The following is a 16112-nucleotide window of genomic DNA, read 5'->3' on the forward strand; positions in this document are numbered from 1 at the left end:
CCGGTTCGCGCAATCTTCACACATTAAGCTATACTCAGACAGTTTTTATGATCATAGTGAGTTCTCTGTGCCGATTGAATTTATTGCAACATCAAAGCTGCCGACTGCCTTTGGTGACTTCAATATTTCCGTGTTTCAAGATCCGGAAACGGGTGAGGAACATGTGGCGCTTTCTAAAGGGCTAGAAACTGCTCCAGATAAGCCTGTGCTTGTGCGTATCCATTCTGAATGCCTAACGGGTGATGCTTTCGCTTCGCTTAAATGCGATTGCGGCCCGCAGTTACAAGCCACCCAACGCCTGATAAATGAGGCGGGCCAAGGTGTCATTTTATATTTGCGTCAGGAAGGACGTGGTATTGGCTTGACCAATAAAATCCGCGCCTATGCCTTACAGGATCAAGGTCATGATACGGTTGATGCGAACCTGTTATTAAACCTGCCGGCCGATGCGCGTCGTTATGATATGTGCAGTATCATGCTGGATCACCTTCAAGTCAAAGAAGTGAAACTGGTGACCAATAACCCCCTCAAACTCAAAGCGTTGACTGATCTGGGGATTAATGTGGTTGAACGTGTTCCGCTTACGGTGGGCCGTAATCCCTTCAATGAACAATATTTAAAGACCAAAAGTGAACGTATGGATCATCTGTATAAAAAAGATGATTTCTGACTTTAGAGTCATCTTTTGTTGAGAGAAGAGAATTTATCAAAATGAAATTATTCAGTATTTTCTTAGCCACAGCTGTTCTACTACTCTGTGGCTGTACTCAAGCAGAAGAGAATAAAGATCATCCATCAAACGCTGGAATTATCAATCAATTGAATCAGTTCCAGCAACAAGATCATTTTTTAACGGATGGCCAGCTCTATTCAGGCGTTCAAGATCCTCAATTAAAAAAGTTATTGAATAAAAAGGTCGCTGAGACTGCTGAAGCGTATATCCAACTCTATCAGCACTCTGCTCAACCAAGTAAACAGCAACGGCTAAAAATACTTTCGGACGGTATCCATCAAATTGATCCCGATTCACTCGGTACCGATGATAGAGAGCAGGTTGCTGGTACATTTGAACATTTTTTAGATATAACTGGCTTGGAAAGTTCTGAAGGTATTTTAAATACTTGGCTATACAATGAAGAAATTAATGAGCTTATTGAAAAGAACCGTTCCAAAGGTCAAAGTAAAAACCAAGATTAACAGAACATGATTTTTTCACCCTAAATCATGCATATTTCATATAGATTCAAAAATCCCTTACTTTTTTTATGGATTTATGTTTTGATATCAGTAATTCCTAGATCTTATCAAGAGGATCATCATGCAGCATCCAACTTCAGCTGATATTCAACGTGTTCGCGAGTTTTTACTCGATCTACAGGCACGCATTTGTGCAGGACTAGAGCAACAGGAACGTGCAGGCGGTGGAGCCGCTGAGTTTATCATTGATGATTGGCAACGAACCGAAGGCGGTGGCGGTCGCTCTCGTGTTTTGCAAAATGGTGAAGTCATTGAAAAAGGTGGGGTCATGTTCTCCCACATCAATATCAGTAAACTGCCCGCCTCTGCTACTGAACGTCATCCGCAAATTGCAGGCGCAAAGGCACAGGCATTGGGTGTATCGTTGGTAATTCACCCGAAAAATCCGAATATCCCAACGTCTCATGCCAATGTTCGCCTATTTGTCGCTGAGCCTGAAGGTCAGGATCCGGTATGGTGGTTTGGTGGCGGTTTTGACTTAACCCCATTCTATCCAGATGATGAGGATGTGCTGAATTGGCATCAAAAAGCCCATGACCTGTGCCGGCCTTTTGGTGAACATGTTTATGCAGAACATAAACAATGGTGTGATGATTATTTCTATTTAAAACATCGTGATGAACAGCGTGGTGTCGGTGGTTTATTCTTTGACGATTTGAACCAGTGGGATTTTGAAACCTGTTTTAGATATATGCAGGCCGTTGGTAATGGTTATTTAGACGCGATCTTGCCGATTTTTGAAAAGCATCGTGAACAGCCTTATACCGAAGCGCAACGTGAGTTCCAGTTATATCGTCGTGGCCGTTATGTCGAATATAATCTGGTCTATGACCGTGGTACCTTGTTTGGTCTACAGACCGGTGGGCGTATTGAATCAATCCTGGTGAGCTTACCTAATCTGGCGGGCTGGTCATATCGACCTGAATGGGATGCAGATTCGGCAGAGAAGCGTCTCACCGATTATTATCTAAAACCAAGAGACTGGTTGGGACTGCAAAAGTAATCCTTAACAATCCCTAATCCTGCATTAGGGATTTTTTTAATCTTAAAAAATAGACACTCTGCTTCTAAAAAATGTACAATAAAAATGTACAATAAAAAGAGGGTTTAAAATGTCAAATATCTCATTTACCCATGCCCGAGCCAATCTGGCTAAATTAATTCAGCAGAGCCAACAAGGTCAGAAAACCTTTATTGCTCAACATGGTCATACCTCAGCGGTACTTATTTCTTATTCAGAATATCAAAAATTACAAGGCGAGCCGGAAAATTTTATGCAGGCTTGGGAAAACTGGCACCAACAAGCCCTGCAAACGTTAAATACCGAACCTACTGATTTTCATCCTGAACGAGATTCAAGCCAAGGACGTGAATTTTCATGGTAAGCCAGATCAGCTATTTAATTGATACCAATATCATTTCTGAATTAGCCAAATCTCAACCAGACTCAGCTGTGTTAAAACAATTTTATCTTGCTCAACATGAAATCGCGATTTCCAGTATTGTCTGGCATGAATTACGTTTTGGCTGGCTTAAAATGCCTGATGGACAGCGCAAACAACTCATCACAAAATTTTTACATGATGTGGTGAGTTTAATTCCTATTCTGGACTATGATGCACAAGCTGCTAAAATTCATGCAGAAATTAGGATACAAACCCAAAAAAATGGAAATAATATTCCTTTTGTTGATGGGCAGATTGCAGCCATTGCAATGGCTCATGGCTTGACGCTGGTCACTCGAAATACCAAAGACTTTCAAGCCATAGAAGGATTAAGACAAATCAATTGGTTTGCCGATGCCTTATGACTAAAAAATATTAGCACTTGACCCTCTTCCTGATATTGGTGAATCACTCATGACCAAACAATTTGCTGTAATTGGAAACCCGATTGAACAATCACGCTCACCAGAGTTACATCATGCATTCGCAGCAAAAACCGGGGTCGACTTAAACTATAAAAAAATTCTTGCGCCACTGGATGGTTTTGAAGGTACTGCCAAAGACTTCTTTGCCCAGAATGGGGCGGGAATGAATGTCACAGTACCGTTTAAAGAGCAAGCCTTTGCGCTGTGTGATCAATTGACTGAACGTGCCAAGATTGCCAAAGCCGTAAATACACTTTGGATGCAGGATGGCAAACTGTATGGCGATAATACCGATGGTCAGGGTCTGGTTGCTGCGATTCAAGCACTAGGCTGGGAACTTAAAGATAGCCTTATTTTGATTTTAGGGGCTGGCGGTGCAACCCGTGGTGTGATTTATCCTCTAGTACAGGCAGGTGCAAAACAGATTGTGATTGCGAATCGTACCCTTACCCGCGCAGAACAACTGGTTGAAGATTTAAAAGATGCTGTCCCGCAAACTGAGCTAAAAGCGATCGGTCTCGAGCAACTGTCAGGTGAATTTGATTTGGTGATTAATGCAACTTCAGCAAGTTTAACGGGAGATGCCTTGCAGTTGCCTGAAAGCTTAATTTTCCATCATGCTTATGAAATGGCATATGGCAAACCCTCCAGTTTTCTCGATCAGGCCCAACAACGCCAAGTGCCTGCGACTGATGGTTTCGGCATGCTGGTGGGTCAAGCGATTGAAGCCTTCTCCATCTGGAACGGGGTGAAACCGGAACTGAAAGATTTTTTATAATAGTTTAGTGTCGAGGAGATGTATCCCGCAAAAATAACGAATCACTTAAATCATCTCATTCTATTCCAGCATAATAGGGCGATTATTATCGCTCTCTACAATAGATGGGGGAACAGGCTTAGAACCAAATCAATCAATAATCAAAATATTAGATATTTGCAATAGAAACTCACGTAGGTCTGTCAATAATAATCTATTTTTCTCTGCAATTTTCTTGGCATTCCCTGTAACTGCAACGCACTCAGGATCGACATCAGTATAAATATCAAGAAGCCTTCCAACCCCATCTGGCCAACGTTGAGATAATACATACTGACGTACTGCGCTAGGATTAATGATTGTAAAACACGGCCACTTGGGAAATTGGATAGATTCCGGATCACAACGTAAGAATCTACACCCATCAAGCAAAGCAAGTGAAAAATCGCAATTCATAATTGATGATCGTTCTTCTAAATCCCAATCACCAAAATCACAACCCGCATAATCTCCTTTAAATAAAACGTTATCAAAGTGAGCATTCTCGAAGTGAAAATTTGACAATGTTCGACTTTGTTCAAATACTCCCCCCTTCATTTTAAAACCTATAATAAGCAATGCTTTTGCCTTACAGTCAGACATTATTTGGCATCTATTCATTTCTAGGTAAGGGCCTAAAATGTTAACCTTTTCATCAGTAAGTATAATTTTCTGCTGCGTTAAATTCTGGTTTTTAAGCTCCATAACAACACTCAAATCTAATTCTTTAAAATAACTTATTTTTTACTGGTATACCATGAGGTCTCAAACTGGTTTATGAATCAATTAAAAAGAATAATATATTCAACCAGTTTGATATGATCTCATTCTATTCCAGCACAACAACGCGATTATTTAACATTCAGCATCTTCTGATAGACCTGCTTAAAGATTTCATAATCAATAAATTCATTATGTTCAATCTTTAAAGCTTTAATGGATTGTTCAGACAGTCTGTTTTTACGTGCATCGACATATACTTGTCCCAGAATATTTGCCGTTTGCGCAAGTAAGACTTTTTCCTCAGTTGAAGCGCCATTTTCTTGTTCGAACTGGATTTGGTATTGCTTGGCAAATAACTGTTGCGGCTGCTTATATTGAGCCTGTAGCTTTTTCCATGCCTGACGATCTTGTTCACCCTGCATCGCCTCACTGACAATACGGTAAACCGAACGCCCTAAACCATCATCAAACTGGTCTTCACCTTGCAGATGATGTTTGTTTTGCAAAGTTTCAATCTTTTGCAGTGCTTTGCCTTCTGGATTATAAACATCCTCATCGGCATACCAATACGCATATACAGCAGCTATTTCCTGCAACTCTTGGCTTGAGTAACGCTGCACAATTTGTGGTGCGCTTTCTGTCAATTTGGCAATGAATACAGCCTTATAGGTTGGCTCATAAGCACGTGTTGCATCGTAACGTTGCTCGGCAATAAGGTTGAGCTGATCATCTAAAGATAAGCGATACGGCTCGGCTGAACGCTCCTGAATACCCGCCTGTCCCAACTTTTCCGAGAAGCTGTTCACTGCCTGCTCAAGCATTGAACCTTTGCTGGCTTCAGCCCATGTTTTCGCCTGCTTCAACTGCGCCTGGTCAATCGGTGTGCCTTTACCATAATTGGAAATCAGCATATCGGCCTTGATATTAAATCGTGATTTCAACTCAGGCAGACCATAATTCAAATCATAGTCAATCTTTACAGCACGTCCTTTAGCATCCAGTCCAACATCCATCACAAATGGATTGCGTTTATCGGCAGGCGGTAAAGCTTTCTCAATATCCGCCTGATGTTTCAGCCAAAGTGCTTTAAATGCCTGATCATCAATAAATTGGTTTTGATCATAAACTGCGAATTCTTTTTCAACCGCTTGTAATTTCTGGATATAAGTCAAGAAACCCGGCTCTACTGGCTGATCCGAGAACACATCAATGCCATATACACTTTGACAATACTGCACATCGCCATAGGTGGTTTTAGGCGCTGTTTGCAGGGCTGTACATTGTTGCTCAGATAAACCCGCCTGCTCATCTTCAGCTGCTTCCAGATCATCAGATTCTTCCGGATATTCAGATGCTTTAGGATCGTCAGCAGCAGCTGCACGTGCCGCTGCTGCTTCCGCCGTATCTGCATTTTCATCAGCATCGGTTTCCTCAATATCCTCAACACCAAAATGCTGATTCACAAGACGGTATAGCTGTTGGCTTACCAAGCTGGCATCATCTGCCGAATCTTTTGTTTCCAGTAATGATGCTTTAGATTTTGCCTGATCGGCATTCGCCACTTCATCTGCAACCAGTTTTTCTAAATTCTGCGCGTTCAGATTTAAAACGCTTTGCATCAAATATTTTTCATTGACCTTGCTATATAAATTCGCTTGCAGGATCAGTTCTTCAACCGAGGTTTTTAAACGGATTTTTTCCACCACGCCTGCAGCCTGATCAGCCGAGGAAACGGATAAGGCCTGAATATTCTTTTGATCGGCAAGACGATAATAAACCGCACTGGATGCTTTCACATATTCAGCAAATTTCTTGTAATCCACTTGCTTGAAAGCATCCTGATATTTTGAAAAATCCAGATAGGCCAGTTTGTTCTGGTTGTCTTTATTGACCAGATAAGGCATCAAGGCAAAATAGTTGATATAGAATTTATAATGATTCAGATCAAGCACCATCGGCACTTTGGCCTGTACCAGCAAGGTGGGCTTTTCATAACGCGCAGTCAGGTTCAAGGAACCCATTTTCTGGCGATAATGCACTGAACCCTCGTATTCAAACTGCATCTCATTCAGGATATTGGTCATGACCTGGGTAAACTTGTCGGCCTTGGAATGACCAGCACTTTTTTGTTCCTGCGCCAGTGCGGTATACAAAGCCTGCTTCTGTTTATTGTTTAAATTAACCTTTTGCTCTCGTAAGTATTGATCCACTTTTTGCTTAAGCGCCGGATCTAAAGAGGCAGGTTCAGCTTTTGCAGTATTTTTACTCGGCTCCTGATCAACATGAATATTGAATTTGCCACGGTAGTCATAGCTTGGATATTCATAGATGGCATTCAGGCTATTCACTGCCTTCTGCTCAAGGTTGACCGTAGCTGGATTGGTTTTAATGACAAGCTGAGAACAGGCCGAAAGACTGAGACCCATTAAACATAAAGTTAAATATTTTAGACGCATAGCTTTACCAAACACCTTTATATCATTATATTTTCAAGTATAGAATTAAGTATTTTTCACGTTTAATATAAGTTTAAACACCCACAGAAAAGTGATTTTTCCATCTCCCTCAAATCTAGGAGATTCGCTTTTCTGACATTCTTTTCCCCAGTGATTATCAATGTATTTTTATCACCATTGTGAATAATCAAAGTATCGAAACAGATAATCCAAAATGATTCAAATACAGGATTAAGATTATGCCAGCTTATAAAGCCCCGCTCCGTGATATTCGTTTCTTAATGAACGAAATGTTAGATTATCCAGCACATTACCAAACTTTGACAAGTGGTCAAAATGCGGATGCTGATACAGTTGATATGATTCTTGAAGGTGCGGCAGATTATTGCGAAAACGTACTTTCTCCGCTTAACCAGTCAGGTGATGAAGAAGGCTGTACTTTTAATAACGGTGAAGTAACCACACCGAAAGGCTTTAAAGAAGCGTATGACCAGTTTGTGATGGGTGGCTGGCAAGGTCTTTCTTATCCGGAAGAATTTGGCGGTCAAGGCTTGCCAATGTCTTTAAACCTGATCAAATCAGAAATGATGGGAACCGCGAACTGGTCTTTCACCATGTATCCAGGTTTAAGTACAGGTTGTATGAACACCATCATGCAGTTTGGTACAGACGAGCAAAAAAATACTTATATGCCTAAACTGGTTGAAGGTACCTGGTCAGGCACCATGTGCTTAACCGAGCCTCAATGTGGTACAGACTTAGGTCAGGTCAAAACCAAAGCAGAACCAAATGCAGATGGTACCTATAAAATTTCTGGGACCAAAATCTTCATCTCTGCGGGTGAACATGATTTAACTGAAAACATCATCCATATCGTATTGGCTCGCCTTCCAGATGCGCCTGCGGGTACACGTGGTATCTCTCTATTCATCGTGCCTAAATTCATCCCGACTGCGGATGGTGGCGTAGGTGAGCGCAATTCAGTGTCTTGTGGTTCTATCGAGCACAAAATGGGGATCAAGGCCTCTGCAACTGCCGTGTTGAACTTTGACAATGCCACAGGTTACCTGATCGGTGAAATCAACAAAGGTTTACATGCAATGTTTACCTTTATGAATACAGCACGTATCGGTACCGCAGTACAAGGTATTGCACACGCCGAACTGTCTTTCCAGGGTGCTTTACCTTATGCCAAAGATCGTATGTCAATGCGTGCCCTTTCTGGCAAGAAAGAACCTGAACGTGTAGCTGATGCGATTATTCACCATGCTGATGTTCGTCGTATGTTATTGACGCAAAAAGCAATTGCTGAAGGTGGTCGTTCAATGATCTACCATGCTGCAAAACTTGCGGACAAAATGACAGATGCATTGGTTAGTGGCGATCAGGCAGCTTATGAGGCTTATGATGACAAGCTTGGTTTCTATACGCCGATCTTGAAAGGTTTCTTGACCGAAATGGGTCTAGAAGCAGCTAACCACGGTATGCAGATTTACGGCGGTCATGGCTATATCCGTGAATGGGGTATGGAACAAATCGCACGTGATGCACGTATCTCAACCTTGTATGAAGGCACAACAGGTATTCAGGCACTCGATCTGATTGGTCGTAAAGTCCTGTTAAGCTCGAAAGGTAAAGTGGTTCGTGATTACACGGCTGAAATCCTGAAATTCTGTGCTGCACACGCACGTAATAAATACCTCCGCCGTTTTGCATGGGACTTAACCAAGCTTTGTGCACAATGGAACACTTTAACTGTTCGTATCATGCTGGCTGCACGTAAGGACCGTGACATCGTGTCTTCAGCTTCAGCTGATTTCTTGATGTTCTCTGGCTACGTCATGATGGCTTATTTCTGGGCGCAACAAGCAGTGACTGCCTCTGAGAAATTGGAAGCAGGTAACGGCATTGAAACTCCTGAGTTCTATAAAGCAAAAATCAAGGTTGCTGATTTCTACTTCGACCGTTTATTACCACGTGCACAAGGCCATGCCGAGTCAATGGTGACTACGTCTCGCACCTTGACTTCACTGGCACCAGAACACTTCAGCTTCGATTACTAATCCGGGCTGTAAAAAAAGAGCGCTTATTGCGCTCTTTTTTTATGATCAAAACAATTTTTATTCTACTCTTTTAAAGACATAGGCTTGCTGCGGAAATGGATATTCTTTAAAGAACTTGCGGTTATTGCCATTGCCTTCATTCCACATCTTGTCCAGATTTAGTACCAGATCCTGCTGCTCATTGATCTGATAGTAAAGATTTAGATCTGCCGCATCACAACGTACCATGATTTCATTCAGTTCTTTATGCACATGCCAGTGCACCTGTTTACAGGTTTGTTCAATCTTGGCCACACTACGTGTTGGATCGGAACCGAGACGCCCAAAGCTGGTATTGGTCCAGTACACTGAACCGTCACTTAATAAATTCAGGATATATTCAGCTTCTTTTTCATTATTTACACAGCCTGCAAAAGGGTCTGTACATGGAATGCGGGCATGATAGCGACCGACATAGATCAGATCGGCTTCCGAGGGTTGACTATGGTTATCTTGACGCACCATAGGGTGTGGCAAGGTGGCTTGTCCAGCAACCTGATTGAGCGACATCGCTTCTGTATCAGAAGTTGCTTGCTCTTGTTCATCTGCGAGGACATAACTCGCTTCATGATCCGATTGCGTCTGCGGTTGTTGTCTTACCGGTTCCGGATGATGACTATCACACGCCATCAAACTTAGACTCAATAAGACTCCTACACTAAGCTGCTGTAAGGATAACCTGAACTGCATATCTACAAATCTCTAACATCAACATCGCTATCGCGTACTTTTCATGCTATGCCCTAGCTTTTTAACAGGACTTCATTGAGTGCTGCTACATACCTGTGATAGGTAATGTAGACCGTCGCAATAGGATGGAAATAGCAAATTAACAAAGCAGTGTGCTTTAAGTCGGTGCATTTTAGGCGATGCTGTTGTTTTTTCCAGCAAGAATTTACACAACTTAACTAATCTCTCATCTGTTTAAACTTTAAAAAAAATTCATCGCCCATATCTCTTAAATAACAGCAGCTCTTCAACTCATATTTTACTTTTTGCTGCCATTTCATGAATTTAAGGAGATACATTCGATGACCAACTCTGGTTTATATCGCTCAAACCAACAAAGCATGATCGCTGGTGTGATGGGCGGTATTGCGGAACGATTTGGTTGGAATGCAAATTTATTACGCCTGATCTTTGTTGTGATCTCGATTATGAGCGCCGCTTTCCCGGGTATTTTGGTCTACCTCATTTTATGGCTGGTCATTCCAAAACGTCAGCAAGCGCGTGTTGACCATGTTCAAGGCTATAACCAGCCTGTGAAAACTGTCTATGAAGACCAAGGCATAAAACGTTAATTTCTCACTTTCCTTTTTGGTCGCTACGGTTGAAATTACCCCTAATCCAACCGTAGCTTTTTTTAACTTAATTTTTGATTCAGCTGCTGCTGTAAGGCCGCAATCATATCGGCACGACTGATAATGCCGACCAGCCGCTGGTTTTCAACCACTGGAATATAGTTAAAAGACTTTTCTACAAAATAAGGTACCAGATCCTGAATCGGCTGTAACGGATCAACCGTTACCACTCTCCGGCTCATAATCTGTCGCACAAAATGCTGCCATGAATTTCGTGGATCGGTCGCGCCCTTAAACCATTCCACCACTTCGTATAAAGCCAGCGTCCCGACCAGTTTTTCCTCTGCATTGACCACAGGCAAGCTCATCAGGTTAACCGCCTTGAATTTATCTACGGCCTGATGGATATCATCATTTTCATGCAGTTTAATGACATCCCGACTCATAATATCCTGACAGACAAATGAATTGACCAGTCGCTCATTGGCATGCTCTTGCGCTTCTAAAATGATTTTTTCCAGATCATATTGGCTAATGTCTAACAGCTCGGTGTGATGTTCTAAAGCATATTCAATATCTTTTGGCTGGATCGAGACTTTCTGTGTCGGTGTCGGGTCTTTAGAACGTTCATTGACATGCGCAGTCAAAGGATAATGACGCCCAATCAAACGGTTAAACACCACCGCGAAAACCAGTAATAAGATCGAGTTCAGCAGCACCGGATATAATATGAAATGGAAACCCAGCCGATGAACCGCCTCCCCGCCCAACACGGCGGTAATCGCCACTGCCCCACTGGGTGGATGCAGCGAATCTGTGGTCATCATCATAAAAATTGCCAGACCAACGGCCACACTAAAAGCAGTGGTCAGATCAGGCAATAATTGAGTACAGGCAACCCCAATCAAACCCGCCAGGGTATTACCGACCACCACATTCCACGGTTGCGCCAAGGGACTATTGGGGACTGCAAACAGGAGTACTGAAGAAGCGCCCATCGGTGCAATATACCAGGCATTCATGCCCCCTAGCACATACCAGCTGATGAGTGAGGAAATCGCCAGACCGCATAAAGCCCCCACGCCTGACAGCATCCTCTCCCTCAAAGGCAGGACTTTATAATTAGGTTTAAGCAGATTTAGCCAGTCTGATTGGGTAGAGCTCACAATGCACCTTGCTGGAATAGTGTTGTTTTATTCGAGGCAGAAGTATACGCCGACTCAAGCTGAAGGTGTATTTAAATTATAGTTTTAGATTATGAGTAAAGCTGTTGAAAATAAATTTTCTCAGTTCAGATATTCTTTTAACTGCTCAATTCGCTCGCCATATTTTTGCATCGGGCAAAACTCATACATCGGCGAGCCGATATAGGCACCCGCATTACGGCATTCCTGATCCACAAAGTTTTTCCACAATTGTTGTGATTTCATAATGTCGGTATAGCGTTCAGGCTGTTGATATTCTTGACTCTGCTTCTTGATTTGGTCGAGTAATTGTACGATCTGCTTGCTATATAATGTTTTGGTTCTGCTACTACAGATTTCCACCACGGCATTATTAATATTGCCCAGTCCCAATTCCTGAATAGTTTCATCCACACAAAGGCTATAAGCATCGGTAGATTTATCCGGTGTTTCCGCCATGGCCTCCATACTTAAACAGTTCATTGCCAGTAATAGGCATTTAAAACTTAATTTGTTCATTTTCTAGCTCTTGGTTTTGTCATTTTTAAAATCGTGTTCAAGCCGTAAGGACAAGCTTATTTTTTACTCAGATTCAATTAAAACTGCAAGTGGCTCTCAAGCACACTTCTTTTCAGGTCCCTGCCCGAGCATTAAAGATATTTTTCATTCAGATAACGCCAGTATCGTTTTGGCAAATATTGCACATGGAGCTTGATATTCTGCCGTTCTTTAATATTGACGCTATTGAAGTAATCTTTCCATAACTGATCATATAACGCTTCCTGCTCATCCAGTTCTAAATGGAAGCTTTGACTAAAGCCCGTTTCGATATTACGGTCGATCTCATTCACCTCCATCGAGACTTCATGAATCTCATTCAAGTCATAATACAGCCCATATTGGCGCTGCTCATCATAAATCAGCCAGCGTTGATCCTGATAACGACGTTTAAAATGCGGCTGAATCAGAGGCAATACATTAAAATCTGGTCGTACCAAACTCAGAAATAGCCCATCCGAGGTTTTCTTAAAACGTATAAATGCCTCCATCCGGTGTTTTTCACGCCCGACCTTTTTGGTCCATTGCGCAATAGCCAGCACACTCGGATGCGAATAGTCTTTTTCAACAGAAACTTGCTGCTGGAACACATAAATACAGTAATTAAATAAATGCTGATAAGCCTCCAGTGATTCTGATAAAGACGTGAAATAGAATTGTCTCAAGGCCGATTGCGATAGTTTCTGTTGCATGCCTGCCCAGACCCGTTGTGCCTGCTGTTCATGGGTCGGCACCTCAATCAGACTGGCAAACAGGCCATGTTGGACCTGATTGTGCAGACACAGCTGCACCTCAAATTCTTTGAACTGAAAGGCACGAAAAACACAACTCAGCAGTCCCGCCATGGAGCCATCAAAGCAATACGCCACCGGATCAGTGAACACGCTTAAAAACCTAAACTCAGCTGCGGTGAAAGTTGTTGCACATATTTTGAAGAACCCTGCGTCAGGATTTGCTGACGGATATAATGAGGAGAGAGTTCCTTCTGAAAACGTGGGCTGTCTTCACAGCGAATAAAAAACTTTGCCCGCGAATAAGCCACACCGAGCTGTTTCAATAAATCGATATGGATTTTGCCAAAACGTCTTGCCTGCACAATTTTCTTGGCTGATTTCACCCCGATGCCGGGCACACGCAATACCATCTGATAATCGGCACGGTTTAAATCCACCGGGAATTGTTCAGGGTGGCGTAAGGCCCAGCTCAGTTTCGGGTCAATATCCAGATCAAGATGCGGAAAACGCTCATCTACAATTTCATTGACCTGAAAGCCATAAAAACGCATCAACCAGTCACTCTGGTATAGTCGGTTTTCACGTAATAGCGGTGGTGCTGAACCCACAGCCGGTAAATAATGATTCTCGGTATTGATCGGAATATAACCCGAGAAATAAACCCGTTTAAGTTTAAATTCCTTGTAATGTCGATCCGCCATTAACAGCACATCCTGATCAGTTTCCTGATGCGCCCCCACCACCATTTGCGTGGTTTGCCCGGCCGGTACATATTTCGGCACATGCTTGATCACCTGCCGCTCATCCTTCAACTGAATCAGGCGATCTCGAACCAGACCCAAATCCTTTTGTACTTCCTGATGCGATTTTTCAGGGGCAAAGGTTTTCAGTCCGGCTTCTGTCGGCATTTCCAGATTGATACTCATCCGGTCGGCATATAGCCCTGCTTCATGAATTAGTTCCGGGGAGGCACCTGGAATGGTCTTGAGATGAATATAACCATTGAAGTTTTCTTCAAGACGCAGCTTCTTCACCACCTGCAGCATGCGCTCCATGGTGTAATCTGCGGACTTGAAAATACCTGAACTAAGAAATAGCCCTTCAATATAGTTACGACGATAGAAATTAATGGTCAGGTCAACTACTTCCTGCACAGTAAATGCCGCACGTTTTACATCATTAGAACGGCGTGATACGCAATAAGCGCAATCAAAAATACAGACATTACTGAACAGGATTTTCAGCAAAGAAACGCAGCGTCCATCTTCGGTATAGCTATGGCAAATCCCTGAATGGCTGGCATCTCCAAGCCCCTTGCCTTTATTTTTACGGTCACTGCCACTGGAAGAACAGGACACGTCATATTTGGCAGCGTCCGCTAAAATTTGCAGCTTTTCACGAATGCGATCAGACATTTCAAACGACCTGAAGAAAACAGAGAAGACCGTTTAAAAATTAACATGTCCATGGTGTGAAATTAAGAGCATGAGAGATGCTATACGTCATGGGGTGACGCTTAAATAAAAGAGATATAAAAAGATATTTATTATCAAATAATTAAAAACCTAAAAGAATAGGTATAAATAGATAGGGATTAAAATCATATTTGTACCTTATTGCACACCCACTAAAACCTATTTTTATCCTTACAGGTATTTGGATAAGTTTCTTTTCTTTTCAGATCAAAATCAAAAACAGGCTGAATCGGTATTTCCTCAGTACGGTAATAACACATTTCTCGCCATTTCATTGCTTCTTCTTTATTTTCTGGCAAACCATTTAACCCAGAATAATAATTTTGAAACATATTCTCCTGACCATTTGCATACCCCAAATTGGCAGCTTTGATGTACCATTCTGTTGAAACCTTACCATTTTGCTCTACCCCTAACCCTTGCTGATAAAGTACTCCAAGATTATTCATTCCAGCAGGATTACCCTGCTCGGCAGCTTTGCGATACCAATACATGGCTTTTTTATAGTCTGTATCTACACCATAACCTGTATGAAAAAATGTACCTACCCTGAACTGAGCATCCGCATTACCTGCTTGCGCAGCCTCTTCAGATAGTTTGAACATCTTAGGTACAAAACGACTTAAGTCTTCTTTCCGATAATAAAGTGTAGTCAAATTCAGTTTAGCTAAAGCACTTCCTTGTTCAGCCGCTTGTTGAAAGAGCTGCTCGACCTTTAAGGCTTTTTTTGCTTTGGTCGCTTCATCATAATTTCGATCCCTGATACGATCATTCATATTCTTATAATAGACTAAGGCTGCATAATCATTTAATTCATCTGCACTTAAATCTTTAAAGTGATAATCATAAGAAGCAGAAAAATAAGTCCAATTATGTTTTAAATAATTAAAGCCAATAAATCCCAAAAACAATATAAAAATACCAAAATAATACTTTTTTAAATTCATTCCAGAACGATCTAATTCAAATTATGACATACTATCCTAACAAAATTTTATAAAAGTCTGAATAAAAGGATATATTCATCATATTTTTAAATACAGATAGACATACTCAACAGATCATCTTAAAATTTTTAAAACCCTGAAAATACACTATTTATGATGAACACAACAAAAAATATCGATTATCAACCGAAAATCGCCCTTATTATTACGCCCCTTATTCCGGTAAGCCTCCTGTTCTTATTTTGTTTGTTTACCGGAAAATTTAGTCTTGACCTTGTTTATATTACAGGTCTGTTTTCGGGTATTTACTATATTCTGTTATTCCCCGTTTTACTCCGGATCTGCCACATTCTCATTGCTAAAAATCGCTTTATCTTTCCGATCATGTGGTTCGGTGCACACGTATCATTTAGCCTGTTATATTTCTTTCTGGCCATCTATGAAAACATTTCTCATAACCAACCCCTATTCGAATACGTTTTCCCAACGGTTTGGCATACATTCGCCTCAACCTCTACGCTGACAATCAGTTTTATTCTGAGTCTGATTTTTTGGTCTTTTGCCTCGTTTCGACCTAAATTAAAAGCCAAAGAGATGAAAGAATCTGCAATAGATCATGCTGAATAATTTTTACGGGTGAAGAAACAAGCCTTTGCCACTCCTCCCCAAAATCCTTATACTTAACCACAATTTTTGTTTGATTCCAGTG

Annotated in this window: 17 protein-coding genes; 9 read left to right on the top strand and 8 right to left on the bottom strand. The window is 41.7% G+C overall.

The window, feature by feature from the left end; all coding sequences use genetic code 11:
- Positions 1 to 67 precede the first annotated feature (67 nt).
- From ribA to aroE, 6 genes are all read left to right on the top strand, one after another.
- A complete protein-coding gene (ribA, locus tag ACINWC323_RS06075) occupies positions 68 to 670 on the top strand; it encodes a GTP cyclohydrolase II (protein WP_009513805.1) in 603 nt (200 codons plus the stop codon).
- Between the two features lie 41 nt (positions 671 to 711).
- On the top strand, positions 712 to 1197 hold the full coding sequence (locus ACINWC323_RS06070; RefSeq protein ID WP_009513986.1) for a DUF4844 domain-containing protein: 486 nt from the start codon (positions 712 to 714) through the stop codon (positions 1195 to 1197).
- A gap of 121 nt (positions 1198 to 1318) precedes the next feature.
- Entirely contained in the window at positions 1319 to 2260 is a 942-nt protein-coding gene (hemF, locus tag ACINWC323_RS06065; RefSeq protein ID WP_009513971.1) for an oxygen-dependent coproporphyrinogen oxidase, read from the top strand.
- 109 nt (positions 2261 to 2369) lie between these two features.
- Complete coding sequence (locus ACINWC323_RS06060) at positions 2370 to 2642, top strand: type II toxin-antitoxin system Phd/YefM family antitoxin (RefSeq protein WP_009513934.1); 273 nt, start codon at positions 2370 to 2372, stop codon at positions 2640 to 2642.
- Positions 2636 to 3067, top strand: coding sequence for a type II toxin-antitoxin system VapC family toxin (locus ACINWC323_RS06055; RefSeq protein ID WP_009513990.1), 432 nt, complete (start codon positions 2636 to 2638; stop codon positions 3065 to 3067). Before ACINWC323_RS06060 ends, ACINWC323_RS06055 begins: the two co-directional genes overlap by 7 nt.
- Positions 3068 to 3116: 49 nt before the next feature.
- Complete coding sequence (gene aroE / locus ACINWC323_RS06050; protein WP_009513894.1) at positions 3117 to 3905, top strand: shikimate dehydrogenase; 789 nt, start codon at positions 3117 to 3119, stop codon at positions 3903 to 3905.
- A gap of 129 nt (positions 3906 to 4034) precedes the next feature.
- Here aroE and ACINWC323_RS06045 read toward each other — a convergent pair whose 3' ends face one another.
- Positions 4035 to 4628: a hypothetical protein gene (locus ACINWC323_RS06045; RefSeq protein ID WP_009513884.1), complete on the bottom strand. Its 594-nt coding sequence runs from the start codon at positions 4626 to 4628 to the stop codon at positions 4035 to 4037.
- 146 nt (positions 4629 to 4774) lie between these two features.
- The gene (locus tag ACINWC323_RS06040; RefSeq protein WP_009513973.1) at positions 4775 to 7102 is read right to left on the bottom strand and encodes a hypothetical protein; all 2328 of its coding nucleotides are present in this window, start codon (positions 7100 to 7102) and stop codon (positions 4775 to 4777) included.
- Positions 7103 to 7341: 239 nt separating this feature from the next.
- Between ACINWC323_RS06040 and ACINWC323_RS06035 the strand changes: the two genes are divergently transcribed.
- Positions 7342 to 9165, top strand: a complete 1824-nt coding sequence (locus ACINWC323_RS06035) for an acyl-CoA dehydrogenase C-terminal domain-containing protein (protein ID WP_009513870.1) — start codon at positions 7342 to 7344, stop codon at positions 9163 to 9165.
- Positions 9166 to 9222: 57 nt separating this feature from the next.
- Here the strand turns inward: ACINWC323_RS06035 and ACINWC323_RS06030 are convergent, their stop codons facing one another.
- Positions 9223 to 9894, bottom strand: a complete 672-nt coding sequence (locus tag ACINWC323_RS06030) for a hypothetical protein (RefSeq protein WP_032881613.1) — start codon at positions 9892 to 9894, stop codon at positions 9223 to 9225.
- Between the two features lie 341 nt (positions 9895 to 10235).
- Here ACINWC323_RS06030 and ACINWC323_RS06025 point away from each other — a divergent pair, with 341 nt between their 5' ends.
- Positions 10236 to 10505, top strand: coding sequence for a PspC domain-containing protein (locus ACINWC323_RS06025; RefSeq protein WP_005227485.1), 270 nt, complete (start codon positions 10236 to 10238; stop codon positions 10503 to 10505).
- 62 nt (positions 10506 to 10567) lie between these two features.
- On the opposite strand, the gene ACINWC323_RS06020 is transcribed toward ACINWC323_RS06025, so the two are convergent.
- From ACINWC323_RS06020 to ACINWC323_RS06000, 5 genes are all read right to left on the bottom strand, one after another.
- The gene (locus ACINWC323_RS06020; protein ID WP_032880077.1) at positions 10568 to 11671 is read right to left on the bottom strand and encodes an HPP family protein; all 1104 of its coding nucleotides are present in this window, start codon (positions 11669 to 11671) and stop codon (positions 10568 to 10570) included.
- Positions 11672 to 11791: 120 nt separating this feature from the next.
- Positions 11792 to 12208 (bottom strand): lysozyme inhibitor LprI family protein, encoded by a 417-nt coding sequence (locus ACINWC323_RS06015; RefSeq protein WP_009513909.1) that lies wholly within the window; start codon positions 12206 to 12208, stop codon positions 11792 to 11794.
- A gap of 131 nt (positions 12209 to 12339) precedes the next feature.
- Positions 12340 to 13131, bottom strand: a complete 792-nt coding sequence (locus ACINWC323_RS06010; protein WP_009513864.1) for a TIGR03915 family putative DNA repair protein — start codon at positions 13129 to 13131, stop codon at positions 12340 to 12342.
- A gap of 2 nt (positions 13132 to 13133) precedes the next feature.
- Positions 13134 to 14396 carry a putative DNA modification/repair radical SAM protein gene (locus ACINWC323_RS06005; protein WP_005227493.1) on the bottom strand — a complete coding sequence of 421 codons (1263 nt, stop codon included), beginning with the start codon at positions 14394 to 14396 and terminating at the stop codon, positions 13134 to 13136.
- A gap of 212 nt (positions 14397 to 14608) precedes the next feature.
- The gene (locus ACINWC323_RS06000) at positions 14609 to 15403 is read right to left on the bottom strand and encodes a tetratricopeptide repeat protein (protein ID WP_009513840.1); all 795 of its coding nucleotides are present in this window, start codon (positions 15401 to 15403) and stop codon (positions 14609 to 14611) included.
- Positions 15404 to 15556: 153 nt separating this feature from the next.
- Between ACINWC323_RS06000 and ACINWC323_RS05995 the strand changes: the two genes are divergently transcribed.
- Complete coding sequence (locus tag ACINWC323_RS05995) at positions 15557 to 16030, top strand: hypothetical protein (RefSeq protein ID WP_009513812.1); 474 nt, start codon at positions 15557 to 15559, stop codon at positions 16028 to 16030.
- Positions 16031 to 16112 lie beyond the last annotated feature (82 nt).

Source organism: Acinetobacter sp. WC-323, from assembly GCF_000314615.1.
Classification (GTDB): Bacteria; Pseudomonadota; Gammaproteobacteria; order Pseudomonadales; family Moraxellaceae; genus Acinetobacter; species Acinetobacter courvalinii.

Coding starts and splice junctions, on each gene's coding strand:
- ACINWC323_RS06070 (WP_009513986.1), top strand. CDS start 712: ATGAAATTATTCAGTATTTTCTTAGCCACAGCTGTTCTACTACTCTGT.
- hemF (WP_009513971.1), top strand. CDS start 1,319: ATGCAGCATCCAACTTCAGCTGATATTCAACGTGTTCGCGAGTTTTTA.
- ACINWC323_RS06060 (WP_009513934.1), top strand. CDS start 2,370: ATGTCAAATATCTCATTTACCCATGCCCGAGCCAATCTGGCTAAATTA.
- ACINWC323_RS06055 (WP_009513990.1), top strand. CDS start 2,636: ATGGTAAGCCAGATCAGCTATTTAATTGATACCAATATCATTTCTGAA.
- aroE (WP_009513894.1), top strand. CDS start 3,117: ATGACCAAACAATTTGCTGTAATTGGAAACCCGATTGAACAATCACGC.
- ACINWC323_RS06045 (WP_009513884.1), bottom strand. CDS start 4,628: ATGGAGCTTAAAAACCAGAATTTAACGCAGCAGAAAATTATACTTACT.
- ACINWC323_RS06040 (WP_009513973.1), bottom strand. CDS start 7,102: ATGCGTCTAAAATATTTAACTTTATGTTTAATGGGTCTCAGTCTTTCG.
- ACINWC323_RS06035 (WP_009513870.1), top strand. CDS start 7,342: ATGCCAGCTTATAAAGCCCCGCTCCGTGATATTCGTTTCTTAATGAAC.
- ACINWC323_RS06030 (WP_032881613.1), bottom strand. CDS start 9,894: ATGCAGTTCAGGTTATCCTTACAGCAGCTTAGTGTAGGAGTCTTATTG.
- ACINWC323_RS06025 (WP_005227485.1), top strand. CDS start 10,236: ATGACCAACTCTGGTTTATATCGCTCAAACCAACAAAGCATGATCGCT.
- ACINWC323_RS06015 (WP_009513909.1), bottom strand. CDS start 12,208: ATGAACAAATTAAGTTTTAAATGCCTATTACTGGCAATGAACTGTTTA.
- ACINWC323_RS06005 (WP_005227493.1), bottom strand. CDS start 14,396: ATGTCTGATCGCATTCGTGAAAAGCTGCAAATTTTAGCGGACGCTGCC.
- ACINWC323_RS06000 (WP_009513840.1), bottom strand. CDS start 15,403: ATGAATTTAAAAAAGTATTATTTTGGTATTTTTATATTGTTTTTGGGA.
- ACINWC323_RS05995 (WP_009513812.1), top strand. CDS start 15,557: ATGATGAACACAACAAAAAATATCGATTATCAACCGAAAATCGCCCTT.